Genomic DNA, 24,773 nt, shown 5'->3' with positions numbered 1-24,773 from the left:
CATTGAAATGAACCAACAAGATTTGAGTGGTGACACTGAAGCGGTACTCCTGCTATGTGGCCGCTTCGGTGGGGAGAAGCAAGACGCCTATCAGCCGTTGACGCCCCGAGAGTATGGAGAGCTGGCCAAGTGGTTGATTGGTCTTAATCTTCGTCCATCCGACCTGATTACGGATGCTGGACGAGATGCGCTCGCGAATGTGCAGGAGGTTCGCATGGAGCGCAAGCGCATCGAGTTCCTGCTCGGTCGTGGAACTGCCATGGCTTTGGCGCTGGAGCGTTGGGCTCGCGGCGGACTTTGGGTCATTTCCCGAGGGGACGCGGATTTTCCGAGGCGTTTGCGACGCCATCTTAGGCACGCGACGCCACCTCTCCTGTATGGCGCAGGGAATAAATCGCTTTTGAACCTGGGCGGCTTGGCCATCATTGGCTCACGTGACGCCACTGAGGCAGCACTGGAGTACACCCGTTCGGTTGCTGCGAGATGCGCCAACGAGGGATTGGCGGTCGTGTCCGGCGGTGCGCGCGGCGTTGATGCCGCTGCGATGCAAGGCGCCACCGAGGCGGGTGGACACTGTATCGGCGTTTTGGCTAGTGACCTCCTTAAGGCGAGCGTCAATCGGCAGAACCGGATTGGCCTACAGGAAGGTCGTCTGGTCCTCGTGTCGCCGTTTTTCCCTGAAGCAGGCTTCAATGCAGGAAACGCAATGGGCCGAAACCGCTACATCTACACGCTGGCAGACCAGGCACTGGTTATCGACTCGGCGCTAAGAAGCGGTGGAACTTGGGAGGGCGCCATCGAGAATTTGAAGCATCGGTGGGTGCCGTTGTACGTTCGCTCGCCTGGCGAAGGCGCAGGTAACGCGGCTCTGATTGCGGAAGGCGGGCTGCCATTCAAGCTGATGGCTGATTCAGCGGAGAAGCTAGCCGAACTCTTCAATACTGGTGTGGCTGAAGAGTGCGCATCTTCTGATACGCCGGTCGAGATGCAGCCATCGCTATTTCATTCAGAAGCGGCAACGGCTCGTCTGGCTGAGTCGATAGTGTCGGAGCCCGTTCCCGAACAAATAGATGATGTGCCCCCCGCGCCCAACGCAAAAATTGGCGATTCCCCAGACACTGAACCGGCAGTCACCGCAGGAGAGTCGAGCGCTTCGGAGTCAAGCGCGCCACTGGTCAGCGTGGTCACCACGAGTCCGTTCAAAGCGACTGAGCAGTCTGCGACGGCTGGTACTGGCGACGTTCTGGACATGTTCGTTGATTTCAGCGCCAAGCTGGCGTCGCTGCTCCGCGAGGGGGCACTGTCCGAAGAGGAAATTGCCGCGCGCTTGTGCATCGAGAAGGGCCAGGCCAAGGTCTGGCTGAAGCGCGCCGGGGATGCTGGACTCGTGGAGAAGCAGAAGAGGCCGGTGCGGTATGGGCTGGGACGTCAGAACAGCTTGTGCTGACCCTGGCGCAGAGACAGGAGGGAGCAAGATGTTCGACTCAGTGACGCAGTCGGAGCTGCGAACGCAAATGGAGCGGCACCTGTTGATGGTCGAGGAGGTGCTGGGTGGCCTCGACCAGTTTGTTCAGGGCTTGGAGCGTCGCATCACACGTATTGAGGAAGGGCTGGGCCTCGAACCCGACGGCTTGTCAACATCGGGTTGGGTCGCGGAACTGCAGCGCGTTAAGACCGAACTGGTAGCGATACGCAGAGCGTCGGGTATTCAATGAGCTACGTACCAAGTCGCCGCCTGGCCTACTTCGCTAACAAGTACGAACGCAGGAGTGAAATTCCTTCTGGAGAGGCGTTTCATCACGCCTTTGCAAGGTATTTCAAGGCGAACAGGGAGTCCCTACTCGACATTACGATTGCAGCGACATCGACGCAGATTTCCTTGGACGATAGTCCCGATGATGTGGACCCGCTGCTACTGCGGGCCATTTCTGATACCAACCCCTCGTTGGCTGAAAGCCAGCTGTTCACGTTGAACGGTGACGCTCTACAGGGGGCGGTCAATGCGGCTAAGGGTAAATACTTCGAGTATCTGGTTGCAGACAGACTTAACCGCGGTGAGCAGGTCGGACCTCTGTTGTTGGAGTCCGGTCAGCAGGCTGTAGTGGCTGAGTCGTTGACACAACCAGGCTGGGACCTACGCATCCAAGACGAACATGGGGCTGTGGTCGAGTATCTGCAACTCAAGGCCACCGATAGCGTGGGCTACATCCGCTCCGCTCTGGACCGCTACCCTGACATTCAGATTCTGGCGACCAGCGATGTCGCACACAGCGGACTGGCGTTCGATAGTGGTATTGCCGACGAGGATTTGAGGGCGCAGGTGGAGGCCGGAGTAGACGCGGTCGATGAATCCCTCGAGGAGGCCTTTCTGGACCACTTCCACCCATTGTTGCCGCTAGCTGCGATGGCGCTCTACGAGGGGCACAGGCTGTGGGTCGGGCAGCAGTCGCTGGATTCGTTCAAGTTGGCTCTCGCTCGCCGCAGCCAGCGCGTCGTAGTGACTCAGGCGATTGGTGCCGCTGTGTATGCCCTGGACGGCGGACTTCTGTCGATTCCTGCTGCCATCGCGGGCGGCCTGGTGTTCGACAGGACTATCAATCAGGTGGCCATGGCTGCCTCGTTTGAGTCGCAACAGGCAAGACTCTTGGCGCTACGTCTCCTCCAGCAGGAGCGGTTGTTGGCAAGGGAGGGCGCATGAGCTTCTTCAGTTGGCTGGCCAATGGCCTGGGGACATTGCTTGGCGTCGTGGCCGACGCGGTTACCACCGTGGTCGATTCAGTACGAAGAGCGTATGACGCCTACGTCGGCAGGGGGGGCGCCGTGCAGCAGGCGGTTGCAGATGAGTCTCGGTCCAAGAAGGAGCGACTTCGCGAGGTTAACGACGAAATCATGCACCTGCGCAACAGGAGCATGTCTCGTGGAGAGCTGGCTGACCATGAGCGACGGCGTTGGCAACAGTTGCGCGAAGAACGAGATGAGTTGCTGGGCGCTCTTCAGCAAGCAAAAGAAGTTAAGGCCGCCGAGAAGATTTTGGATTCCGAGTCGGTCCTGGAGAAGGTCGAAGTAGACCTCGAAACTTCGCATGTACTTCAGTACAACGCCTTTGCCGATACTTTAGGCAAAACTTGTCAGTGTGGACGTCCGATGAAGCTGCAATGGAGGCGTGAGCTCAATGTGGCCGGGCCTAGAGACTTCTACTGGGGGTGTACGGGCTGGTACGTGCAAACGGGACGTGGGAAAGCATGTACCCGTACGGAGCCCTTGCAACGCTCGGACTACGGTTTGATGACTGACACCTCCGCTCCTGAGTTCAGCGTAACTGCAGAGGAGTTTGGGGTCATCCTTGAGGACCCCGGAACGACAAACATCATCGCCACGCGAGTCAATGACCTACGGTCGGACCTTGCAGCGAGAAGGCAAGGGGTGGAGCTGGCGACTTGTCCCGTGCATGGCGAACACATGGTGCTACGTAAAAAGTCCAACTCCAGTGGGCTACTTGACGCCTATTTCCTCGCCTGCCCCCACTGGCAGCCGAACAACGAGCAAGGTTGCCCATTCATCGAGAAGCTGAAGTCCGGTTCCCAGCTTGCGGCGCTGCTTAAGTCTGAGACTGGGAGAGGAATCCTATGAGGATGGCAGGTGCTTACGACGATAAGAGCGAGCACGGTAAGTCTCCGTCGCTAGCAGCGAGCTTAGTGGAGGCGCTGCGCTTGTCTGCGAAGGGGAATTCACATACCGCAGCGTCTGCCGCCGCCGTGCTTTGGCCCGACAAGGAACGGCAGTGGCAAGCGGCGCTCCCGCTGTTGAGGCGGTTGGTGCCCGGGCTCTTCGAACTCGGCAGCTACAACCCGGATGCGCGAAGCGGTCCAGCGGTATGGCTTAAGTGCGCGATTGCCGGTGTGCTGCCGGAAATCCAGTTCCAGGGCGTTCCGGTCGTCTATCTGCCGGGCGTGAGTCGGACGGAACTGCGTGCCATCGAGAGCTGCCCACGGAGCCTGCAGCCGCTGGCTGAGCTGCAGTACCGGGGCGTGTTCTGGAGCCAGGTCAACGCCAAAGACTGGACGGTGAGCGCCTTCCTCGCCTCGAAGAATGGTGGTCTGGGATTGGACGTCGCTCAAGACCAGGCGACACAGAAGGCTTTGCTACGCGCCCTGTCGTCCGGCGAGCTTATGGGCAAGGCGGTCCATGAGCTGCGAGGTCGCCTGATTGATGCGGCCTGGCTGGACAGCTTGTTGGCACCGAATCCGACGCGGGACATCCTTGTATGGATGAACGACGCCAAGGCCACCGAGTGTGCCTGGCAGGGGGGACGCTGGGAGGTGTTCGTCAGCCGTTGCCGCAAGGACTTCGGCTTCGACCCGGCGAAGGATGGAGAGTTGACCGCGGCAGAGAAGCTGGCAGCCAGGACCGGCTCATGGGGAGCGGTCTGGGAGTTGTACAAGGACGCTCATTCGAGCTTTCCTGCGGTTGTGGACCTGCTCTCGAGGGTGCAGTACAGCATGGGCGACCTGTTCGCTGATACCTCGGCCTACCCCAAGGCGAACGACGAAGGTGAGTCTGACCTGCGCTACCGGCTCAATGCATTGAGCGCGATGACGGCGGTTCAGGCGCGTGTTGCGATTCTGGACGCCGAGAAGCAGCACGGCGAGCGCCGTTCATGGCTATGGGCTCAGATGGGGAAGGCACCGCTCGCGCGCGCGCTCGGGCATCTCGCGCTCGTAGCGCAACACACCGAGGCGACAGCGTTTGGAAACTCGTTGGAGGCCCAGGCGGAGGGATATCGAAAAGAGGCCTGGCGCGTCGATGCTGAAGCGCTGCAGGCTTTGGCTCAAGCGCATACCAAGGCGGACCAGGACGCCGTAACGGCCGCACTGCGCGCGGTATATCTGCCTTGGTTGGAAGCCTCGAGTGTCGCGTTCCAGAAGGCAGTGGTCGAGTCTGGTGGGCTCAATCCAGGCGGCGTCTCGAAAGTGAGTGACCCCGCGGGCACCTGCGTGGTGTTTGTTGACGGTTTGCGCTTCGACGTCGCACAGATGCTGGCAGGTCGTTTGGGGGGTCTGGGGCAGGTCGCGCTGAATTCGGGCTGGACTTCGTTGCCCTCGGTCACCGCATCGGGCAAGGCCTGGGTGTCTCCGGTTGCGAATCTGATTGCAGGCAAGGCGGACGATGCGGATTTTGAGCCCAATGTGGCCGCGACCATGAAGCCCCTGAACACCTACAACTTCCTCAAGCTGCTGGCGGACGCGGGGTATGAGCCGCTGACCGGCGGCGAAACCGGCGACCCGGCGGGTAAGGCCTGGGTGGAGTGCGGCGACCTGGACCACTTCGGGCATGAGCACGGCCTGCGGCTGGCTCGCGACATTGATAGTCAACTGGCTGAGATTGTCGAGCGGCTGCAGGTGCTGGCCGATGCGGGCTGGCGGCGGTTTCGCATCGTGACCGACCACGGCTGGTTGCTGGTGCCCGGCAGCATGCCCAAGGCGGAGCTGGCCAAGTCACAGGCCGAGACCCGCTGGGGGCGCTGTGCGGTGTTGAAGGACAGTGCGACGGCGACGCCGCTGACCTTTGGCTGGGATTGGTGCCCGCAGGTGCAGATTGCCTTTGCGCCCGGCATTGCGAGCTTTGTAGCCGGCGCCGAGTACGCCCATGGCGGACTGAGCTTGCAGGAATGCCTGGTGCCCGAGTTGACGCTCGAACTGGAGGGCGGTACGCCGGCGACCAACGTCTCCATCTCCAAGCTCGCCTGGCGCGGACTGCGCTGCAACGTCGAGGTGTTACCGCCGTTACCCGGATTGAAGGTCGATATTCGCACCAAGGCTGCAGCGGAGGACTCCTCCATCGCAGCGGCGGTCAAGGACCTGGTTGAGGGGAAGGCTTCGCTGGCGGTTGCGGACGACTCGAATGAGGGAGCAGTGGCGGTTCTGGTGGTGCTCGACAGCCAGGGTAAGCTGCTGGCCAAGATGAATACGACTGTCGGCGAGTAAGTTGCCCGCGAGACGAACAAGTACAGAGCGTGCAGAACACGATGAACCTCGATGACCTCGACCGCAAGGCGGCTTCCGCCTTTGATGGCTTTATCGTCCGCAAGGACCTGGTGCGAACCTTTAGCCGCCAGTTTCCGGTGCCGACCTATGTGGTCGAGTTTCTGCTGGGCCGATACTGCGCGACGACCGACGAGGCCGAGATTCAGGAGGGCCTGGAAATCGTCCAGCGACAACTCCAGTCGCGTACCGTGAAGGCCGGGGAGGAAGAGCTCTTCAAGGCCCGGGCGCGTGAGACTGGGTCGGTGAAAATCATCGACATCATCACGGCGCGTCTGGATGCGAAGAGCGACTCCTATGTGGCGTCCCTGCCCAGCCTGAGGCTGAACGACGTGCGCATCTCGCCCGAGCTCATCAAGGAGCACGAGCGCATGCTGACGGGCGGTTTCTACGCTGAAATCACGCTCGGTTACGACGCCGCAATTGCCCAGGAGAAGGGCGGGCGGCCGTTTGGCATCGACGCCCTGCGTGCGATTCAACTCTCCAAGCGGGATGTGTTGGCCTCTCTGGCTGAGGGGCGCAAGCAACTGACCACGACCGAGTGGCGGGACTTTTTGCTGCGCAGCGTTGGCTTCGAGCCCGATGGGCTGAACGACCGCGCGAAGGATGCGTTGCTGCTGCGCATGGTTCCTTTCGTGGAACGCAACTATAACCTGGTGGAGCTCGGACCGCGTGGCACCGGCAAGTCGCACCTCTTTCAACAGGTTTCGCCTTACGCGCATCTGATTTCCGGTGGCAAGGCGACCGTGGCCCGGATGTTCGTGAATAACTCGAACGGTCAGCGCGGCTTGGTGTGTCAGTACGACGTGGTCTGCTTCGACGAGGTGTCAGGCGTGTCCTTCGACCAGAAGGACGGCGTGAACATCATGAAGGGTTACATGGAGTCGGGCGAATTCTCGCGCGGCAAGGAGAGCATCCGAGCCGATGGCTCCATCGTTCTGGTTGGCAACTTCGATGTGGATGTCGAGCATCAGCAACGCATCGGCCACCTGCTTGGCCCGCTGCCACCCGAGATGCGTGACGACACCGCCTTTATGGACCGGATTCACGGCTTCCTGCCCGGCTGGGACGTGCCGAAGATGAATCCGGCGCTGTTCACTCAGCACTTTGGGTTGGTGAGTGATTTCCTGTCCGAGTGCTTTACCCAGTTGCGCAACCAGAGCCGGGTGTCAACGATGCAGGGCCGGGTGTTCCTCGGCGGGGCCCTGTCTGGCCGGGACATCAATGCGGTGAACAAGACCGTGAGCGGCTTGCTGAAGCTGCTGCATCCGGATGGGGAAGAAGCGGTCAGCGATGAAGACCTCGAGTGGGCGGTGCGGCTGGCGCTGGAGGTACGTCGGCGGGTGAAGGAGCAGCAAAAGCGCATCGGCGCGGCCGAGTTCCGCAACACCCACTTCAGCTACACCCTGGGTGCCGAAGGGGTGGAGAAGTTCGTGACCACGCCGGAGTTGCGCAGCCAGGAGGGCATCGGCGATGAACCGCTGGAGTCGGGCCAAATCTGGACGCTCAGCCCCGGTGGTGCGGACGAGCATCCAGGCTTGTTCCGGCTGGAGGTGACCGAGGGTCCCGGAAGCGGTGTTCGCGTGCTGAACAAGCCCGTGCCGCCGGCGTTTCAGGAGTCCGTGCGCTGTGCGGAGCAGAACCTCTACACCCGCGCAACGCAGTTGGTCGGCGACCGAGACCCGCGTTCGCATGAGTTCTCGGTACAGCTTCGGGGGTTCGATGCAGCCAAGAGTGGGGCCAAGACCGGTGTCGCCTGCCTGATTGCCTTGTCGAGCGCCCTGTTGCGGAAGTCGGTCCGTGGAGGGCTGATTGTGGTCGGTGAGGTGACTATCGGGGGCACCATTGAGCCGGTTCACAACGCTGTGACCATCGCGGAGATGGCGGTCGAGAAGGGCGCGAAATCGCTGCTGATGCCGGTTAGCTGTCGGCGGCAGCTGTTCGACCTGTCGGACGACATGGCGACCAAGCTGGACATCGAGTTCTACCAGGATGCGCGGGATGCGTTGTTGAAGGCGCTGGTGGATTGATGGCGCAGAAGGATGACTGGCAGTCTCAAGAGGCGCGGCTTGAGGCCTACCTGCAGGGGTTGGATGTTGCCGCTCTGCGCAAGCTCATCGTCGAAGCATCCTGGCGTGATGACGCCCTGCGCGAAAAGCTGATGATGGCAGCGGCCGTGGCGGATAGCACCGGTCTTGCCGACTTGCGCAAGGTGGTCAAGCAGGCTACCCGCACCAACGGCTTCATTGAGTATCGCGAGGCGGGTAACTACGCCAATCGCCTGGAGGACCTTGCGGAACTGCTGTCGCAGCGTATCGCCGATGGCCAGCCGGAACTCATCGATGTCATCGAGGAAGCCATCGCGCTCGCGGAAGAGGCCTTGCAGCACATCGACGACTCTGGCGGTGAGGTAATGCCGGCGATTGTTGAGCTGCGCAAAGTGCATCTGGCGGCCTGTAACGCCCTGCATCCCGACCCCGTTGCCCTCGCCGAGCGCCTGTACGGTTTTCAGATGGATGGTGAATGGGACACCTTTCATGAGGTGCTCCCGGACTACGCTGAAGCGCTGGGCGAAGAGGGTTTGGCAGAATATCGGCAGCGGGTCGAGCGCGAGTGGGTTGCATTGCCGACGCTGGGCCCCGAGCACTATCGCAGCGACTGGAGTACGCGACGCTTTCAGGTGGAGTCGGCGATGAAGGATATTGCCCGCTGCACGAATGACTTCGAGTTGTTGGTGGCTATCCATGCGAAGAATCTGTCTTCCCCGTCGTGCTTCCTGACGCTGGCCGGATTGTTTCGTGACCAAGGGCGCAAGGACGAGGCGCTGCGCTGGGTGGAGCAGGGGATTGCGGCGTTTCCGGGCGAGCGCAATGACGACCTGCTGAGCCTTGCCATCGAGCTTCAGCTGGCGCTTGGGCGGCATGCGGAGGTGGAGCGGCTCGCCTGGCAGCGCTTCGAGCAGGCGCCTGGCTGCGGTCCATTCTTCAAGTTGATGGAAGTGGCCGGCCTGATTGGTGGCGAGGCAGCGCTGCGCAAGCGGGCGCTCGACTTCCTGTGGCAGAAGGTCGCCGAGGAAGAAGCCGCCGACAGCCGCGTTCGCCGCAGTCCATGGGACAGACCGCGCCGAGGCGATATCGTCTCCATCTTCCTGCGCGAGGGCGATGCCGGGGTCATGTGGGATGCATTCAGCGGGGGCAAGGTCGATGTTGGCCTTTGGGAGCCGGTGGCCGATGCGCGTGGCAGGACGCACCACGAGGAGGCGATAGCGCTCTATAGGCGCCTGTTGCCGCATTTGGTCGAGGGCGGCTCGCGCGGTTCCCACTACGGGGAGGCCTTCGCCATCGTCAAGAAGATCAGGGCTTTGCGTGAGGCGCATGGGCAGTTGGGCATGTTCGGCGACGAACTAGCGGAAATCCGGCTGGAATGGAAGCGCAAGCGGAACTTCATGAAGCTGCTGGATGCGCTGTGACCCCGGAACGGTTGGAGTTGCTCGTGACGCGCGAGATGCCCTTTGGAAAGTACAAGGGCCGCCTCATTGCCGACCTCCCTGGCCATTACCTGGCCTGGTTCGCCCGGGAAGGATTCCCCAAGGGGCAACTGGGGCAGCTGCTTGCGCTGATGCACGAGCTGGACCATAACGACCTGCGCGCGCTGGTCGAGCCATTGAGGAAGCGGTCAGGCTGAGGCCTGCGTTCGCCGTAGCCTGAGAGGAAAGAGGGAGGACGAATGTCGCGAAAAACCGCCGTGAAGGCCTACACCCTTCGCATCGAGCTTCAGGACATTGAGCCGCTTATCTGGCGTCGGCTGCTCCTCGATGGCGACTCCACGCTGAGCAAGCTGCACCACTACATCCAAGCCGCGATGGGCTGGACCGACGCCCATCTGCATGAGTTCGAGATTGGCGGCAAGACCTATGCAACACCGCACCCGGAAGACGACCCGGAGCGGGAAATCGTCGATGAGCGCAGGGTCAGATTGGACCGCGTAGCGACCACCGGCGACCACTTCGCCTACCTCTACGATTTCGGCGACAGCTGGCAGCATCGTGTTGTGGTCGAACGTGTTGAGTCTCTTGACGGAGACCAGCGCGGCTACGCCTATGTGTCGGCGGGGGAGAGAGCCTGTCCGCCTGAGGATGTGGGCGGAGCAGCGGCTTACATGGACTTCATGGAGCAGGTTTCTCAACGGCCGCTCGATGAAGAAGGGCGTCGACTTCTGGAATGGGCGGGCGAAGATTTCGACCCGGCGCGGTTTGACCGGCATGCTGCCAATGCGGCCCTGCTGCGGATGGCGTGGAATCGGTGGGTGTGAGGTGTTCAAGGCGCCGTGTTTGGTGACGGCTTGCTCTCTTGGTCGGGGATGGCAGGTCGCAGGGTGCCCACCCAGATAGGGCTTCCACTGGCGTCAAGATGCTATGGGCGTTACGGGAGGCACTCGGGCTCTTGGCTCAGTCTGGCTAGGGGCTAGCCGAAGCCCGCCCTGGCTTGAAGCGCATGCGGAAGTTCATGAGCTTTGGGATTAGCTGAGAGGCGGCTTTGGGACAGAGAAAGCGAGGCTTCGGGATGGGCGGGGCGCCTGGATCGTAGCTGATGTCGTTGCTCGCTGATGGTTGGTCATTCGGCGGTGCGGCGTCGCCGTGTGCCAGAGGCACGCTGACGGGGCTGCGCCTCGCGTGTGAGAGAGAGCGGGTTGATTGTAGGTACGGGGGCAATCGTCTCGAGCCAATCCTGGCGTCCGAGTGCTCTTACAACGCGAACCAACGTTGCAAGAGTCGAACCGTCACCGGCCTCGAGGCTGCGCAGAGCACGAACACTCACGCCCGCGCGTTCAGCCAGCGTCTTCTGATCGATGTTGCGATACAACCGGAGGGTCTTGAGCTTCTCGCCAAGCCCAGACTCCATTTCGTCAGGAGTCTGATGGACCGCCGCCGCGATTCCCTTCATCTCTATGCCCCTGCATGCCCCTAGGACGCTTAAGCAGTCGATTGCTGCCTTGGCACTTTATCAGCCATGGCTGGAGGTAGGTGAGGAGGGGCGCTCGCTGGGAGCGCGTTAAACGGCGCATTTGCGCCTCCTAAATGCCGTTTCATGAGTTTAGAGGTAGAAAGACGCCTCTTGCTGCGAGCGTGAAACAAGCTACAGATTGCTGTCGGTTTCGATGCGCCGGCAGATGCAACGGTGTATTCGGCATCCGACCTTTTCCCCAACACCCTAACGCTAGCCAGCCTCCCGAACGGAGTGCCAGAGGCCAAGAGCCTTGCGTTGCTCTCGTTAGCTCTGTTGTTGCTGTGGGGCCGAATCAAGGCTCGTCACGCCGTCAGTTCGGGGCGTACCTGATCTAGAGTGGCCGGGTTGGCCGCTCAAACCATCCCTCATCTGAGCAACAGTCCGTTAGCTAAGAGCATCTAGGTGAGGCAGAAACACCTCGAAGAACAAGTCGCAGGCCTGCCGAGGGGAGTAGGTAATGCCACTTGGCAGGCATCCTTGCTTGTTGGCATGGCGAGGAATTTCAGCGACGACATCCCCCGCTCCAGTTCGCTCCGGACCTTCGTGGAGTCGAAAATGCTTCCCGCCTGCGCCATGTAGAAGCGGAATGCCTCCCCAACGCGGGCTGGATTCACCCGAGCATCGGCGCCCGTTGCTTGCGATGCGTCCCAAGCTCCCCACAGGTCGAGCAGGTCCCGCCCGTGCTCGCGCTGCAGGAGCGCACGCAGCTTTGTGCTTAGCATTTCGTCCAAGTCATAGGACAAGACCGCGAGCTTGCGGACGCCCCGGTGCCGTGGGTACCGCTTCAACCGGCATCGGAGCGACTTGTGCCAAGAGGGAGAGCGCTCCCGAGAAGTTTCTTGACCTGGGCGCATCACTCCTTGACCAGCGACCTCGCCGCGTACTGGGCGTGTTTGAGGCCGGGTTGCCGTCAGCCGTTGTTGTCTGCAGCAGCAGCCTTCTTCTTTGCCTTCTTTTTCTCTGCCTCTGCCCGTTCAGCCGCATCAAGATCGTCTAGGTACTTCGCTACCCGGTCTTCGAGCTCCATCAAGTTGACGCCGGGGAGCGGTCGGCTCTCGAGGCTGATCGGCTGCTCAAGGTAGCCGTCGAACACCCCTGCGCGGGCCATCTGGTTCCAGATGACCTCTTCCTCGTAAACGAGTAGTTCCGGGTGCTGGAAAACCATTCTAAGCATCCGCTCGCCACGGTGAGGTGACCAGAGCTTGTTAATGACGGAGAGGCTCCGGTCCTTTGAAAAGGGGTGCTGCCCATCTCGCCAGTCGTCAAGGTCTTGGTACCCATACCCCAACATCATGTGAATTGCGGTTTCAGCCATCTGCGCGGCCGTACGACCTTGCATCCTTGCCAGGATTTCAAGTGCGAATTTCGCCCTTCTGTTGATGCGGATGGTGATGACCTCAGACTTGCCTCGCGACTCGAGTTCGATTCGCCCTGAGCCAGGGTAGGTGTCCTGCATGTGTTGCCCCTACATCGTACTAGTTCTCGAAATATAGCACCTGTAGGCAATAGTTGACATGATCTTATCGCTATATATACAATAGCTACATTGGTTGAGGGACGACGTAGGTTGCTGCCTCTGGTCTGTTGCCTTCGGCGGAATGGAACTATGAATTTTTGCGGCTCAATCGTGAGCATCGCCACCTTCCAGGAGGAAGGTGTTTTTTGACTACTATTAGGAGTGTTTATGAATCAGATGTTGAACGTTGCGCAGGTGTTTGCATCGCACATCGACGATGTTTCCGAGGGTCAGCGTGCGAGCTACCGGCATTGGCTGGACTCGAACCCCGGGGTTTTGGATCGGATTGAGGAACGGACGCGGGAGCGCGTTGCGGATGACGTGTCGGAAGGTCACATCAACGCCATCTCGCTGGCTCGGTACTACCGAATCGTCGATGTCGCTAGACAGGAGGTGAAAGGGGTGTTCACCGACGCTGAGGTGTTGATGTTGCTGGACGGAAGTCCGACTTCGGTCATGTCCGGGGAGCTGAACGAGCGGGTCGCTAGCCTGTACTACTCGGAGTTCGGCGAAGAGGCGCTGTCCCGTGATTCGATGCAGTACAAGCTGTGCAAGAAGCTGGCTGGCTTGACGCGACTGCAGGAACTCGGACTCATCGACATCATCGAGTGCGCATGGCGAAATCCTGCCAATGGGCTTGAGTACGCAATGGCTCACCTATGCCGGCAGATCGACGCTTGATGCGTGTTGAGTTAGCTGGGCGGGGAGCAGTGAGTCTGCTTCCTGCCTGAGCATCGGCACACCCGTTTCGTTTCATTGGCTCGGGGCAGCACGCTTTCGTGTGCTGCCCCGAATCTCTCAAGCCTTGGGACTCTGGTTGGGGCAACGCCAAACGCGGCACCGTACTCGCTTGTAGTGCGGATGGGGTTCTCAGCCCTGACCTTTGGTTTGCATCGGCACCAAGCACCCGACAGCGAACAACTGGAGACGTACGATGAAAACTGACACCTTTGACAAACTGGCGGTGCCACGCAGTCTGCGAACATGTGCCGCGCTGAACTCAGACCTGTTGATTGGGGAGGCACCATGACCAACAACGTCGTCTTTCTACGCCCCTCCGGTACACCGGCCAGTTCAACCAGCACGGCTAACGCTCCAGCGGCTGCCACTAGCGAGCAGCCCATCCTCGGAGGACCAGCCCCCGGGCAAAGCAGGGAAGAGTGGCTGGGAGACCGGGTCAAGCTCATTCAGATGGTCGTCTGCGGTGACTTTGAGCAGATGCAGCATGCTCCCAACGCGTTGCAGTCCACACACCCTCCATGCCTGTTTACGCTGGAGCAGGCTTACATCGGCGCTCTTCTCGCGGTGCACGGCGACCCCGCAAACCAACACCTTGCGATGCTTTCGAAGATCGATACGGCCACACTCAATGCCACCCGTCGCTTGATTTTTGCTGCCAACGAACGGCAAAAAGCTGAAACAGCTGATTTCCACAGGCCTCCAGAGAATGTGGTTCGTCTTTTCACGATGCTCGCTGCCGTCAGGGAGCGGGCCATTGAAGAGATAGCCCGCGTGACGAGTGCGAGAGCGCAGAAGCCGGGAGGCGCGGGTTGAGCGTGGGCTAATTGGCCTGTTGCACAGGTGCTGGTTTCAAGAAAGGAATGAGCGTGTCTTTGAGGCTTGGGCGCCCTACGTCCCCTGTTGACTAGCGTGTGCTAGGCTGGAAAAGATTTGCAAGCGGCATGATAGTGAGTGCCTCGAAAAACCATAGATTTCAGACGAACCCCTGCTGCAACTCATGGATCTTTATCGACTGGGTTTATGTAAAACGGGCTTTTCGAGGCACCCTAATGAACGCGTGAAGTAGTACCGCTGCGACCAGTCGAACTGTTTTCCCCAGCCTCAGCGTGACTTGCGAAGCTGAAGCGACACCTCCATGCCTACCCCTCCCAACATAGTGCTATGCGGCGTGCGCGTTTCCGACACAACGTCCCAACCAAGTTTGATTGCGTCTCGCAAGATGAACACGTGGGAACCTGTCAGGTCGCAGGTAAAAGCGCTTTGAGAGATTACTTGGCCGGCGGTCATGAGCAAACTGCCTGTGGTGCAGAACATCACCGTGTTGAGTGGCGCATTACGTAAGGTGGACAAAAAGTCTGCTTGCTTACGCTTTGCATCAAGAATTGCCTGCTCACGTTGATCGTTGGCTATCTTTTCACGTTGCGCACGCTGTCGTTCGGCGGCCTGTTGAGCTAAAGCCAAAGCCTCGCGTCTCTGCGCAAGAGTTGTTTCGTCGAGCCACTTTGCCTTACGTAGATAAGTAAACTGTCGTCCGTTTGGCGGGGCTTTCGCTAAATACGCAAATCTAACAATTTGTTCGTTACCGTTTTCACACTGTACGCCTACATAAGAAGCCTGCACGCAAACGCTGCCGCTCTGCTCAGTATACGGACACAATTCCATTGTTCCATTGGTGTCTTTTACCTCTGGGAAAATTTCCCCTGAGCGAGTCTTTGCAGAATAGATCCGCGTGCCACTATTCATTTTCAGCTTGCTCATTCCGACAAATGTCAGCTCTACAAAACTCTCAAATGGTGTTCTTTGAGGCCATTCAAACAAAGCCTTGCCATTGAAGTGTTTCAAAAAATTACCAAAGGAAGAAGGGTCTTTTTGATATTTTGAATAATTACTGGTTTTTACATCAGGATAGAATTTAAAGCCACTTGCTATGCACGTGCTGCCATCCTCAAAACTGACCTCCCAGCCTCCGTTATCGGGATTTTCTGGTGCCGAATGATTGACGTTGCGTTGCGTCTGGTAAGCTAAACCTTCCCGGTTTGTGTTTTGCTCCTTTACCGATAACTCAGGTTTTGTATTAGTTGGCAATGTGGCCACGCAGCCACTGAGAAAGCCGGTGATAACAATTGATGCCCATATGGGAGATGCTTTTGTTTTATACATTAACTATGCCTAGATTAAATTATATAAATAAACTTACTGGCTATATGGTATGTTTTGGATAAATTATTTTAATTGAACATTTTTCCTGTGAAACATTTTTATTTTTCTGCTTTAAAAAATTCTAAAGCTTCGTCTAAACTCTACCGTCTGAACTAGTGAAATTAGCATAGGAGTTGATCATACTAATTTCATCCAACGCTGGATCATACGATCAGCTAGTTGTATTAATGATGCAGTTTGGATGGTATAAGCTAAACAACTCGGGTATCGGCAGAGTATGCCAAGAAAGGTATTCCTCGATGAGGAAAAAGTCACACCGCATGCCGTTCGAGTGAGAGAGCGAAGAAGCTGGGAGGATTGAGGTGAGCGTCGGCTAGTCGTTCTACTGCCTGAGCGCAAGTCGAGCAAACGCCGGCCGATGGTCCGACCCGACATCGGGTCCTACACCCGCTTCTACCAACCCCCAGTGTCTCGAAACAACGATCTGATCGATCGGGATGACCGGGAGCGTGCTCGACCAGGTTGGCTGCAGAGACGTGGCGCGGTGAAGCTCTGCTGCAGCCAGCGGTTGCATAGCCGACGACCAAGGACTTGAATTGAAGTCGCCGGCGATGATTGCAGGGAGCGATTGAGATGATGCCCAGCGGGCCGCGGCTGCAAAGAGCTCGTGGCGCCGCAGGTGGTACTGGGCGCTGATCGGTGGCATCGGGTGGACCGCGGAGACGACAAAGCGGGTATCTCCCCAGACCACTTGTGTGTGGACCTGCGGTGTGTGGCCGGCGCGTTCGAGTAGCTCCGAAGACTCGAGCGGGTGTCGGGAGACGATGGCGATACCGAAAGGATCTTCGCGAGGTTGCAGGATTTGGTGTGGGTAGTCGGTCCACTGGGCGACTGCAGCTGCGGCTCTTGGGTTGAGCTCCTGGACGACGAGTACGTCGGCATCGATTGCTCCTAGCCAAGCGCGGAGGGGAGTAGGGTCGTCCGTGCTGACGTTCAGATTGGCGGTGACGATCGTCAGATGGTTGATGTTGCCTGGAGCGAGCGCGCGGGTGTCTATCTGGCTGGACGACGGTGTAGCGCCGAAGCCGCTAACGACAACGCCCGCAAGTGCGACGAGCAACCAGCCGTAGGTCCTTTTTGCGAGCAGCCACGCGAGGGAGATTCCGCCGATCATCAGGTAGAGCCACTGGAAGTGGGTGCCAAGATCAATGAGCCAGGCGAGCGTGGGTAGGGTGCTCGTCGGTAGGGCAGCGGAGACCCAGGGCAAGGCGCCACCAAGCGCGGCGAGGGCAAGGAGGATCTTGGCGCGACCGGTGATGGCTGTGATGAGTGGTGTCATTTGTATGGTTAACGTGTCGGTGGTCTGTCCCAACATCAACTCCTGGCCAGGATGTTTGTGCGGGACAAGCTCGCCGGCAGCGAGCCTCGTTTGCCTGGGTTTGAGGCAATCGGCTAAATCGTCTTCCGATCAGGGCCTTGTGGAAGCCGGTCCCAAGGAGTACCCACAGTTATCCACAGGGTTTGGGGATAACCTGACGTGAGGTTCTAGACGGCAAGGGGCCGGATCAGATCAGGTCCCTCATTGGCAACGCTTCCCAAAGCTTTAGACACGGGGTAGACCTGCAGCAACCCTTCAGGGCAGGGTGCTATGAGTCTCGTGAGCAACCCCGGATCAGTCCCTTTCGTCAGCCACGTGACGTAGTCAGAAGGGGCGAGGATAACGGGCATCCGATCATGAAGCGGTCTCATGATGGCGTTCGCATCAGTCGTTATGACCGTGAACGTGTCTATCGACTCGCCCCCATCAGCCGGAGTCCATCGCTCCCACAGCCCTGCGAAACCGGGTGTTACTACGCATATGACCCATTCCCTTGTTGGGCCTGAGTGGCGCTCAATTTTTAGCGACGCATCGTACAATACTCAATAAAAACACATCAAAAATGATATGCTGTGCATTATAATTGAACTCAACCAATCATTTATGAGTTTTTGCATTGAGAGCTCAGCTGAACGCAGGCTCAACGCCATGCATCGGCATCGCGCATCACATGAGGAGCCACATCGTGCTTGATTTTGGGTTGGCCAGTGACGAAGAGATTTGCCAAGAGCTCTGCACTAGGCTTCGAGCTCAACGGCTAAGTCAGCGCTTGGGCCAAGATGAACTGGCTGACCGAGCCAATATAGGGTTGGCCACCCTGCGACGAATGGAAAGCGGCAAAGGGGGGACGCTGAGTAACTTCTTGCGCGTGGTTATGGCGCTTGGCTTGGTGGATGAGCTTGCCAATCTGTTTGTACTTAAAGTCCGCTCGATTGCCCAGCTTGAGCAGGTGGCAGCCCCTTCGCGGAAACGGGCCCCCAGCCGCCGCAAAGCGGCAAAGCCTATCTCGTCAGCCTAACCGGCGGAGTCATTATGCAAAAACTTCTGGTCATCTATGTCGGCTGGGGCGAGCGCTGGGTACTGGGCACCCTGGCCGCACATCAACGCACGATGCTGTTTGAGTACAGCCCGGACGCGCTGCGGCGTGGCTTGGAGCTATCGCCGCGCCATCTCAAGCTGCGTCCAGAGGCTTATGGGGATTTTCCTGCGTTTCAGCACGGGCTGCCCGGGCTAATTGCAGACTGTCTTCCGGATGGATGGGGCTTGCTCTTGATGGACCGATTTTTCAAGAAGCACTGGAATCGGGATGCATATCAGATTACGGCCCTTGACCGCTTGGCGTTTCTGGGAAACCGCACCATGGGCGCATTGATTTTTGAACCGGAGAAAGTGGGGTTGGAGCAGGCCGACGTGGACTTGTTGACCCTTGCGACGAATGTGAGGGATGTCGTGGACGATTTGGCCGAATCGGCATTGAATCAACTTGTCCTGGTCGGAGGCTCGCCCCAAGGGGCCCGCCCCAAGGCCCTGGTTCGGTATGACCCCGACAGCGGGCATTTGAGCACGCTGGAAACTGCTCCCGGCACTGACTGGTTAGTCAAGTTCCCTGCCCGGGGAGAGCACGCCGAAGTATGTGCGCTGGAGCATGCCTACGCAGAGATGGCGCGCATGAGTGGCTTGAATATGCCCCGAACCCAATACTTTCCGCTGGCGAAGGGGCTGGCCGCCTTTGCCATCGAGCGGTTTGACAGAGTGGGCAATCTTCGGGTGCCCATGCATACGCTCGCTGGCGCCCTGCATGCGAATTACCAAATCCCAAGCGTTGACTATCAGACCATGCTCCGGATGACGCGATTCATGACCCGTAGTGAGGGGGAGGTGCACAAGGCTTTTGAGCGCTGCGTCTTCAACGTGGTGTTCAATAACCGCGATGACCACTCAAAGAACTTTTCCTATTGTCTGTCCGAGGAAGGCCGTTGGGCATTGGCGCCTGGCTATGACCTCACGTTTTGCGAGGGGCCTGGGGGTGAGCACCAGATGGCCGTCGAAGGCGAAGGTCGCTCCCCTGGGCGGCCCGAGCTGTTGAAGTTGGCCAAGGCTAGCGGTGTGCCTTTGGGCACCGCGTCAGCTATCATCGACCGCGTAGCCGAGAGCGCAGTACAGTTCGCAAAAGTCATTCACGAGTACCCCGTTCGCAGGAACACCCGGCGGCATGTGCAGGCAGCCATCTCAGCCAACCTGTCTCGGATGAGCTAGCCGAGTTTCAACGGGTCTGCCCTGTGGGCGCAGGATATGGAGCTCGCGTTCACCGATGCAGGAACTGGTGATGCACCTGCAGCAACGCCAACCAGGAATCGGGAGACAACCAAGGATTCACTGACCTGACCCCATATGCATTTTTTGGGGGCGCCAGGTTATTTTGCAAACCTTGCTGAAGTAAAACCGCAACCCATTGAAAGTAAATGGAATGGGTCATATGCGTAGTAACACCCGCGAAACCGAAGAGTTCCCCGGCAGGCGGGTGGATGAAGTAGGGCTGCATTTTTTTGCCTTCCCGCTTCCAATCGTAAAACCCCGAGGCCGGCACGATGCACCGGCGCGACTTATACGCCGCGCGGAAGGATGGCTTCTCCGCCAGAGTTTCTCCCCGGGCATTGATCAGTTTGGTCGCAATCGACTCGTCGCGGGACCAGGATGGCACGAGGCCCCACCGGAGCAGATGGACGACGCGCTCGCCGGTTTGGCGCTGTCGGACAACTGAGAGCCACTGCATCGGGGCGGCGTTGTATCGCGGTGAGAGGTCATCAGGGAACTCGCCGGTGCTGGCCTCGAAGTGGTCTTTCACGCGGGAGGCTGGGGCGTAGAGGGCGTAGCGGCCGCACACGGTCTACCTCCGGTGCTGTGAAAAGTCTCGCAAGCGGTGCTGCAGAGGAGCGTTCTGCGTGACGTAGTCTTCCTCGCGAGCAACTGGTCCGCAAGTGCAAGTGGCAGTGAGTTGGGTGCTTGAACCGGCTGTATATAACCGACGTCGCGGAGGGGCGCGACCATACTTTCTCAAGATCCTGTGGCCTTGCTCCGGTCTTATGGCTGTATGAAAATACAGCAATGAAACCCCAAGACATGCCGTCATTCAAGAACCAACCTATTCTGAGCCACGCGGCAGTGCAACGAGGTGCGGTTGTCGCGTTGCCCCCTAGCTCGAGAGCACTCCCACAGCCCGAAGACTTCCCTGACCTTAAGTGGCCGGACCCCGCCGCGGAGGTGGTTGCCATCCCACTCGGCGTGGCCAAGGTGTCAGCTGGCTTTCCGTCGCCGGCGGCCGACTACGAAGACAAGCGGCTCGATATCAACGGCTACCTGGTCCGCAATGCGGTCTCAACTTTCTTTTTCCCTGTCCAAGGCGACTCAATGCAAGGCGCGGAAATTTTCGACGGCGACATCCTGGTCGTCGACAAGAGCGTCGAGCCTCAGCACGGACACATCGTCGTGGCCTTTGTCGATGGAGAGCGGCTGGTGAAGCGCCTCTACAAGCGAGGCGGATGTGTGGCTCTCATCGCCGAGAATCCGGCCTACCCGCCGATCCATGTCACCGGCGAGATGGAGATGGTCGTGTGGGGCGTCGTGGTCGGCAAGTTCAAGCGTCTCCTGTGACCGCTGTCCCAGCCGCAATCCGTCCAGTAGACCCTTGCATGCCCGTTTTCGCCCTCGTTGACTGCAACAATTTCTATGCGAGCTGCGAGAAGCTTTTTGATCCTCGGCTCGCAGGCAAGCCGGTGGTCGTGCTCTCGAATAACGATGGATGCGTAGTCGCGCGCTCAGCCGAAGCGAAGGCGCTCGGGGTGCCAATGGGGGCTCCGTGGCATCAGCTGCGCGAGTGGGCGCGGCGGGAGCGTATCGTCGCGTTCTCGTCGAATTACGCCCTGTACGCTGACATGAGCAACAGGGTGGTGGAGGTGCTCGGGCAGTTCTCGGCGAATCTCGAAGTCTACTCGATCGACGAGAGTTTTCTCGACCTCACCGGATATGCTGGGCTGAGCGAGGACGGGTTGCAGGGCTACGGTGCGGAGATTCGGAGACGTGTGGCGCGGTGGCTGGGATTGGCGGTGTGCGTTGGTATTGGGCCATCGAAGACGCTCGCAAAGCTCGCAAATTTCTGCGCGAAGAAGGGGCTAGCCGGGCGGGATGGGGTCTGCGATTTCACGGTGATGTCGGAGCGGGAGTTAAATGAGCTGTTCGAGGCCATTCCGGTCGAGGAGGTCTGGGGTGTCGGCCGCCGGCTCTCCGAGCGACTGCGGGAGATGGGGATTGAGACGGTCCGAGGCCTGCGGGATGCGGATGCTGAGACGATTCGCAGCAGGTTCTCGGTGGTGCTGGAGCGCACGGTGCGGGAACTGCGAGGTGACTCGTGTTTGGAACTCGAGGAAGTGGTGCCGGCGAAGCAGCAGATCATGTCGAGCCGGTCTTTTGGGCAGTACGTGTATGCACTCGATGAGCTACGTGAGGCGGTGGCGAGTTACATCGCCAAGGCCGCGGAGAAGTTGCGGGCTCAGGACTGCCTAGCCGGTGCCGTCCAGGTGCATATCCGTACCAACCCGTTTAAGCCAAGGGAACCGCAGTACCAGCGGTCGGTGATGGCGCCGCTGCCGGAGCCTACAGCTGACACGAGGGCGCTCGTTGGCTTTGCTGTGAAACTGCTGGAGAGTATTTTCCGGCCGGGGTATGCATACCAGAAGGCGGGCGTCATGCTGACCGAGCTGAAGCCTTTTGAGCAGCGGCAGGGCACGCTTTTCGGTGTCGGGCCTGAGTTGGAGCGGTCGGCGGCGTTGATGAGTGCGATGGATCAGATCAACGCGCGATGGGGCCGGGGGACCGTGCGGGTCAGCGCCGAGGGGGTCGAGAGGGCTTGGCAGATGCGGCGTGGCCATCTCTCCCCGGCTTACACGACGTCTTGGGAAGATCTGCCACCCGTGAAAGCGTGAGGCGGCCGGGTGAAGGGGCGAACTTGGTTAGAGTTGATATTGCGATGCCATTTTGGCCTGGAGCTACCGCTATCTTCAGCTTCCTGGCCAGGAGTTGATTCAGGAAACGGTCTTCCACAAGGGCTGGGGGAGCGTCCTGCGACCACCAGCCTAGTAATTTTAGTAAAGATAGTAAGCGCGAACAAAATCCTTAAAAAATAATAAAAACAATCAGTTATTGAGGGCTTCTGTGACTGATTTGACGGGATTTGTGACCGAAACGACGGCGGTTGTGACCGTTTTGACGGGCGAGTAAGCTCAGCGAACTGGGGTAGGGCAGGACACCTTCCTGGAGGCGAGAGTGAGGTGTAGGCGCTTGGCCCGTCGTGACGGGCATGTCGTGCGCTAAAGGGGAGGGCGACGCAAGCCCACACAGTGGGCCGTGCGCTGAGCAAGTCAGGCGGGAAGCTGCCTCAACCGCAGTTCATCGCATGTATCCGGAAGGGGGCTGATGCACTCACCATCCGCGCATTGACTGTGGAGTGCTCGACATGGGGCGATAAAGCGCGTCAGACCAGTTCTGGGGCGGGGGGCCGTGACCGATTTGACGGAGAGTCCTCAGTAGCGGTAGCGCTCTCACCGCTCTTAGTCTTGTGCCTTTTTACGCTGTACCTGCCGTTCGGTATGCGCTCGACGGTCCAGCCGGGAAGGCTTCCGACGTCATTGAAAGCCTCATGCACGCGCTGCTGGCGCTTCCGCAGCGTCGCGCCAGTTGCGGATGTGCCCCAGATTCGGGCTATCACGGTATCGACGATGACGTTCCTTTCTTCGCCCTGTCGGATTTGTGACGAAATCCGAGAGTGCAGCGCTTGAGCCGTTGTAGAGCGCAGCTGGTGGCGTTCAGCAAGATCGATCTGGACACTATGTGTTCCTGTTAGTCCTTCGGCCAAGCGCCGGTTAACCGCGATGAGCACTTTTTTGTCGTCCCCGACGATCCAGCTGAGCATCCTGGAAGATGCCTCAGCGGGGCCAGCACTCACCCAAAGCGTGACCTCGGACAGGCGGCGTAAGCTTTCACGGATCTGTTTGATCGATGAGCCGCCATCGCCACGACCACATGCCTCAGCAAGGGCTGAAAATGACGCAGTGGTCATGATGACCTCGCCCTCATCGTAGAAGCCCCTCGCCTGCAGGCCCTGCCAGAGTTCCCAAGCCGCCGACGTCTCGTCATGACGCGTCAGGCTCGTTCGCTCCGCTCGTGCCAAAAGTAGCACTGCGAGAAGTACGGTCTCGTCTTGAACCCCAAGTTCGTCGGGGCCGCGCCACCGAAGCTTGAGGTCGCCATGTGTCCGCTCTACGTCAAGCTTTCCTCGAGGCTCTGATTTGCTCAGAGGCTTGAATACCGGAGCGAGTCCGAGTGCTGGGTCGTATCGAACGATACTGTCGCGCTTAGCCACGCCCACCTCCGCGGCTCTTTGATACGCTCGGTGCGGAGTACGTCGGCTGGAACAGGCCGCTTTCGACACGCCTTAGCTCGACTGGCTCGGTCGGCGGTGCGTAGTTTGCCTTGGGTATGAAGAGATGAAAGTTGCGTGTCTTTGGCCCAGAGGGGCGTGACGCAGTGGTGGTGCCACTCCCGTCAGTCGGAACCAGGTTCGCCTGCCAGCGTACGCCATCCGGCAGCGCGCTTGATCCGCGCGAGGCCTGCTGAAGGTCGCCCCGACCATCGAGTACAGACGATTTCGTTGTGTGCTGAGTCATCACGATCGTCGTGCCCGTGTCGCGACAGATACGCTCGAAAGTCTGCACGACTGCAGTAACTGTGCTCGAGTCGTTCTCATCCCCATCATAGAAACGGCGGAGCGGATCGACGACGAGCAGCCGGCTCCCTTCGGCTACCCGCTTGATCTGATCAGCGACCTTTGTGGCGCGCCTCGAGGTCAGCACCGATACGTCGCTCCCCGCGAGTGGAAAGATCTGCAGGTTCGATTCCAACAACGCCAAGCGCTCGTCGTCGATTTTGTCCCGCTCCGTCTCGAGCAGGTGCTTCAGTGCCTGCAGTCGCCAAACGCATAGCTGAACGTCTTCTTCCGCAAGCAGCAGCACCACCTTCGCGGGTGCCCGTGCCGCATGGACGCCCCCAACAAGCGGAAGTCCGAGCGCCATCTCCACACTGATCTGCGTCACAAGAGAACTCTTCCCGACTCCGCCAGGTGCTACCAATGCCCCGAGGCATCGCGCTGGTAGGCTCGGCAGCACATAGTCGATTGGCTCGGGCTTCTCCGTCAGCGCCCGTCTGATGTCAAGCGGCTGGCCGATCATGCCGCGCCCCCGCCGCGGACACCGCTTGCTAGCCATGCTCGGATGTCTTCCTCGCGCCAGCGAAGGATTCGAGTCCCCGGGATTTCAACCCGTGGCGGCACCGCCAGGGGATTGCATCGCATGTCGCGTTTGATCGTGTCGGGGGAGCGGCCGAGCAAGTCGGCCAGATCTTGTAGATCGTAGAGCTTCATCGTGCATCCTCAAGGCTGTGAAAGGTGGTTCGCGAGACACTCGCGTAGCCGATGAGTCGATTATTCACGGCTATGCCTTGAACTCAAAATTTGGCGGCAACTTTCTTTGGGCGAGCGCAAAGGGGGTCGCGTCCAGCGTTAGCCGACGACTTGGATACACACAATGAGTCCATTGGACCGTGGCATGTGCGAAGAAAATCAACCTGGCTGGTTGTCCAATAATTCTTTGAGACTGCGAACACGGTCGCTAGACTAAGTGCATGGTTAGAGCGCCGGGTCGGGCTGCGTCGGCGGCAGTGGCGGTTTCCGAATGACGCAGCCGCCAAATTTTGAGCTGCTGATAAAAGGTGCTTTACTGATTGCAGGCCGAGCATCTGCTTGGGTTCGAGAGTTCCAAGCAGCGCTTGTAAGGCTGAGGTGTTTAAGTAGCTATACAGAGTCCACAACCTTTGAGGAGATA

General features: G+C 59.2%; 24 protein-coding genes. 14 read left to right on the top strand and 10 right to left on the bottom strand.

Going from position 1 to position 24,773, the window contains the following annotated elements; translation table 11 throughout:
• The first annotated feature begins 7 nt into the window (after positions 1–7).
• From CGK74_RS12070 to CGK74_RS12030, 9 genes are read left to right on the top strand one after another with little or no spacing between them, the layout of a single operon-like run.
• Positions 8–1,447, top strand: a complete 1,440-nt coding sequence (locus CGK74_RS12070; protein WP_094268718.1) for a DNA-processing protein DprA — start codon at positions 8–10, stop codon at positions 1,445–1,447.
• A 28-nt stretch (positions 1,448–1,475) separates the two neighbouring features.
• Positions 1,476–1,715: a hypothetical protein gene (locus CGK74_RS12065; protein WP_094268717.1), complete on the top strand. Its 240-nt coding sequence runs from the start codon at positions 1,476–1,478 to the stop codon at positions 1,713–1,715.
• Positions 1,712–2,698, top strand: a complete 987-nt coding sequence (locus tag CGK74_RS12060; protein WP_094268716.1) for a hypothetical protein — start codon at positions 1,712–1,714, stop codon at positions 2,696–2,698. The genes CGK74_RS12065 and CGK74_RS12060 overlap by 4 nt, the downstream gene beginning before the upstream one ends.
• Complete coding sequence (locus tag CGK74_RS12055; RefSeq protein ID WP_094268715.1) at positions 2,695–3,630, top strand: hypothetical protein; 936 nt, start codon at positions 2,695–2,697, stop codon at positions 3,628–3,630. Before CGK74_RS12060 ends, CGK74_RS12055 begins: the two co-directional genes overlap by 4 nt.
• Positions 3,631–3,632: 2 nt before the next feature.
• Positions 3,633–5,984, top strand: coding sequence for a BREX-1 system phosphatase PglZ type B (gene pglZ / locus CGK74_RS12050; protein ID WP_106408403.1), 2,352 nt, complete (start codon positions 3,633–3,635; stop codon positions 5,982–5,984).
• 41 nt (positions 5,985–6,025) lie between these two features.
• Entirely contained in the window at positions 6,026–8,071 is a 2,046-nt protein-coding gene (gene brxL, locus CGK74_RS12045; protein WP_094268714.1) for a protease Lon-related BREX system protein BrxL, read from the top strand.
• The gene (locus CGK74_RS12040; protein ID WP_094268713.1) at positions 8,071–9,510 is read left to right on the top strand and encodes a DUF6880 family protein; all 1,440 of its coding nucleotides are present in this window, start codon (positions 8,071–8,073) and stop codon (positions 9,508–9,510) included. Before brxL ends, CGK74_RS12040 begins: the two co-directional genes overlap by 1 nt.
• Entirely contained in the window at positions 9,465–9,725 is a 261-nt protein-coding gene (locus CGK74_RS12035; protein ID WP_165770080.1) for a DUF3820 family protein, read from the top strand. The genes CGK74_RS12040 and CGK74_RS12035 overlap by 46 nt, the downstream gene beginning before the upstream one ends.
• Before the next feature lie 60 nt (positions 9,726–9,785).
• Positions 9,786–10,352: a plasmid pRiA4b ORF-3 family protein gene (locus CGK74_RS12030; protein ID WP_240498707.1), complete on the top strand. Its 567-nt coding sequence runs from the start codon at positions 9,786–9,788 to the stop codon at positions 10,350–10,352.
• A 302-nt stretch (positions 10,353–10,654) separates the two neighbouring features.
• On the opposite strand, the gene CGK74_RS12025 is transcribed toward CGK74_RS12030, so the two are convergent.
• From CGK74_RS12025 to CGK74_RS12015, 3 genes are all read right to left on the bottom strand, one after another.
• On the bottom strand, positions 10,655–10,984 hold the full coding sequence (locus tag CGK74_RS12025) for a helix-turn-helix transcriptional regulator (protein ID WP_206186241.1): 330 nt from the start codon (positions 10,982–10,984) through the stop codon (positions 10,655–10,657).
• A gap of 461 nt (positions 10,985–11,445) precedes the next feature.
• Positions 11,446–11,901, bottom strand: coding sequence for a nucleotidyl transferase AbiEii/AbiGii toxin family protein (locus CGK74_RS19465; protein WP_133091849.1), 456 nt, complete (start codon positions 11,899–11,901; stop codon positions 11,446–11,448).
• Positions 11,902–11,957: 56 nt separating this feature from the next.
• Entirely contained in the window at positions 11,958–12,503 is a 546-nt protein-coding gene (locus CGK74_RS12015; protein WP_094268709.1) for a hypothetical protein, read from the bottom strand.
• 228 nt (positions 12,504–12,731) lie between these two features.
• Between CGK74_RS12015 and CGK74_RS12010 the strand changes: the two genes are divergently transcribed.
• On the top strand, positions 12,732–13,244 hold the full coding sequence (locus tag CGK74_RS12010) for a hypothetical protein (protein ID WP_133091847.1): 513 nt from the start codon (positions 12,732–12,734) through the stop codon (positions 13,242–13,244).
• Between the two features lie 345 nt (positions 13,245–13,589).
• A complete protein-coding gene (locus tag CGK74_RS12005; protein ID WP_133091845.1) occupies positions 13,590–14,117 on the top strand; it encodes a hypothetical protein in 528 nt (175 codons plus the stop codon).
• Positions 14,118–14,405: 288 nt separating this feature from the next.
• Here CGK74_RS12005 and CGK74_RS18790 read toward each other — a convergent pair whose 3' ends face one another.
• The 3 genes from CGK74_RS18790 to CGK74_RS11990 form a co-directional block, all read right to left on the bottom strand.
• A complete protein-coding gene (locus CGK74_RS18790; protein WP_133091843.1) occupies positions 14,406–15,464 on the bottom strand; it encodes a hypothetical protein in 1,059 nt (352 codons plus the stop codon).
• Between the two features lie 382 nt (positions 15,465–15,846).
• Entirely contained in the window at positions 15,847–16,839 is a 993-nt protein-coding gene (locus CGK74_RS11995; protein ID WP_094268705.1) for an endonuclease/exonuclease/phosphatase family protein, read from the bottom strand.
• Positions 16,840–17,009: 170 nt separating this feature from the next.
• Positions 17,010–17,381 (bottom strand): SOS response-associated peptidase, encoded by a 372-nt coding sequence (locus CGK74_RS11990; RefSeq protein WP_094268704.1) that lies wholly within the window; start codon positions 17,379–17,381, stop codon positions 17,010–17,012.
• A 493-nt stretch (positions 17,382–17,874) separates the two neighbouring features.
• On the opposite strand from CGK74_RS11990, the gene CGK74_RS11980 reads away from it, so the two are divergent.
• Complete coding sequence (locus tag CGK74_RS11980) at positions 17,875–19,098, top strand: type II toxin-antitoxin system HipA family toxin (protein ID WP_094268703.1); 1,224 nt, start codon at positions 17,875–17,877, stop codon at positions 19,096–19,098.
• A gap of 49 nt (positions 19,099–19,147) precedes the next feature.
• On the opposite strand, the gene CGK74_RS11975 is transcribed toward CGK74_RS11980, so the two are convergent.
• Positions 19,148–19,726 carry an SOS response-associated peptidase gene (locus CGK74_RS11975; protein WP_094268702.1) on the bottom strand — a complete coding sequence of 193 codons (579 nt, stop codon included), beginning with the start codon at positions 19,724–19,726 and terminating at the stop codon, positions 19,148–19,150.
• A gap of 221 nt (positions 19,727–19,947) precedes the next feature.
• On the opposite strand from CGK74_RS11975, the gene CGK74_RS11970 reads away from it, so the two are divergent.
• Together CGK74_RS11970 and CGK74_RS11965 are read left to right on the top strand one after the other, a co-directional pair.
• A complete protein-coding gene (locus CGK74_RS11970; protein WP_240498706.1) occupies positions 19,948–20,493 on the top strand; it encodes a LexA family protein in 546 nt (181 codons plus the stop codon).
• A gap of 38 nt (positions 20,494–20,531) precedes the next feature.
• Complete coding sequence (locus CGK74_RS11965; RefSeq protein WP_094268701.1) at positions 20,532–21,821, top strand: Y-family DNA polymerase; 1,290 nt, start codon at positions 20,532–20,534, stop codon at positions 21,819–21,821.
• A gap of 548 nt (positions 21,822–22,369) precedes the next feature.
• Here the strand turns inward: CGK74_RS11965 and repC are convergent.
• Genes repC through CGK74_RS11950 form a run of 3 tightly spaced genes read right to left on the bottom strand, consistent with a single transcriptional unit; the run spans position 22,370 to position 24,313 of the window.
• Positions 22,370–23,257, bottom strand: coding sequence for a replication protein C, IncQ-type (gene repC, locus CGK74_RS11960; RefSeq protein ID WP_165770079.1), 888 nt, complete (start codon positions 23,255–23,257; stop codon positions 22,370–22,372).
• A complete protein-coding gene (locus CGK74_RS11955; RefSeq protein ID WP_165770078.1) occupies positions 23,250–24,122 on the bottom strand; it encodes an AAA family ATPase in 873 nt (290 codons plus the stop codon). Before CGK74_RS11955 ends, repC begins: the two co-directional genes overlap by 8 nt.
• Positions 24,119–24,313 carry a helix-turn-helix transcriptional regulator gene (locus tag CGK74_RS11950; RefSeq protein WP_094268698.1) on the bottom strand — a complete coding sequence of 65 codons (195 nt, stop codon included), beginning with the start codon at positions 24,311–24,313 and terminating at the stop codon, positions 24,119–24,121. The genes CGK74_RS11955 and CGK74_RS11950 overlap by 4 nt, the downstream gene beginning before the upstream one ends.
• Between the last annotated feature and the right edge of the window lie 460 nt (positions 24,314–24,773).

The organism is Thauera propionica, assembly GCF_002245655.1.
GTDB classification, from domain to species: domain Bacteria; phylum Pseudomonadota; class Gammaproteobacteria; order Burkholderiales; family Rhodocyclaceae; genus Thauera; species Thauera propionica.
Note: the sequence above shows the minus strand (reverse complement) of the source record. Positions and strands in the feature narration are given on the sequence as shown.

Excerpts from the sequence above, each read along its gene's own strand:
- CGK74_RS12070 (WP_094268718.1), top strand. The coding sequence starts at position 8 with ATGAACCAACAAGATTTGAGTGGTGACACTGAAGCGGTACTCCTGCTA.
- CGK74_RS12065 (WP_094268717.1), top strand. The coding sequence starts at position 1,476 with ATGTTCGACTCAGTGACGCAGTCGGAGCTGCGAACGCAAATGGAGCGG.
- CGK74_RS12060 (WP_094268716.1), top strand. The coding sequence starts at position 1,712 with ATGAGCTACGTACCAAGTCGCCGCCTGGCCTACTTCGCTAACAAGTAC.
- CGK74_RS12055 (WP_094268715.1), top strand. The coding sequence starts at position 2,695 with ATGAGCTTCTTCAGTTGGCTGGCCAATGGCCTGGGGACATTGCTTGGC.
- pglZ (WP_106408403.1), top strand. The coding sequence starts at position 3,633 with ATGGCAGGTGCTTACGACGATAAGAGCGAGCACGGTAAGTCTCCGTCG.
- brxL (WP_094268714.1), top strand. The coding sequence starts at position 6,026 with ATGAACCTCGATGACCTCGACCGCAAGGCGGCTTCCGCCTTTGATGGC.
- CGK74_RS12040 (WP_094268713.1), top strand. The coding sequence starts at position 8,071 with ATGGCGCAGAAGGATGACTGGCAGTCTCAAGAGGCGCGGCTTGAGGCC.
- CGK74_RS12035 (WP_165770080.1), top strand. The coding sequence starts at position 9,465 with ATGGAAGCGCAAGCGGAACTTCATGAAGCTGCTGGATGCGCTGTGACC.
- CGK74_RS12025 (WP_206186241.1), bottom strand. The coding sequence starts at position 10,984 with ATGAAGGGAATCGCGGCGGCGGTCCATCAGACTCCTGACGAAATGGAG.
- CGK74_RS19465 (WP_133091849.1), bottom strand. The coding sequence starts at position 11,901 with ATGCGCCCAGGTCAAGAAACTTCTCGGGAGCGCTCTCCCTCTTGGCAC.
- CGK74_RS12015 (WP_094268709.1), bottom strand. The coding sequence starts at position 12,503 with ATGCAGGACACCTACCCTGGCTCAGGGCGAATCGAACTCGAGTCGCGA.
- CGK74_RS12010 (WP_133091847.1), top strand. The coding sequence starts at position 12,732 with ATGAATCAGATGTTGAACGTTGCGCAGGTGTTTGCATCGCACATCGAC.
- CGK74_RS12005 (WP_133091845.1), top strand. The coding sequence starts at position 13,590 with ATGACCAACAACGTCGTCTTTCTACGCCCCTCCGGTACACCGGCCAGT.
- CGK74_RS18790 (WP_133091843.1), bottom strand. The coding sequence starts at position 15,464 with ATGTATAAAACAAAAGCATCTCCCATATGGGCATCAATTGTTATCACC.
- CGK74_RS11995 (WP_094268705.1), bottom strand. The coding sequence starts at position 16,839 with ATGTTGGGACAGACCACCGACACGTTAACCATACAAATGACACCACTC.
- CGK74_RS11980 (WP_094268703.1), top strand. The coding sequence starts at position 17,875 with ATGCAAAAACTTCTGGTCATCTATGTCGGCTGGGGCGAGCGCTGGGTA.
- CGK74_RS11970 (WP_240498706.1), top strand. The coding sequence starts at position 19,948 with ATGAAACCCCAAGACATGCCGTCATTCAAGAACCAACCTATTCTGAGC.
- CGK74_RS11965 (WP_094268701.1), top strand. The coding sequence starts at position 20,532 with ATGCCCGTTTTCGCCCTCGTTGACTGCAACAATTTCTATGCGAGCTGC.
- CGK74_RS11955 (WP_165770078.1), bottom strand. The coding sequence starts at position 24,122 with ATGATCGGCCAGCCGCTTGACATCAGACGGGCGCTGACGGAGAAGCCC.
- CGK74_RS11950 (WP_094268698.1), bottom strand. The coding sequence starts at position 24,313 with ATGAAGCTCTACGATCTACAAGATCTGGCCGACTTGCTCGGCCGCTCC.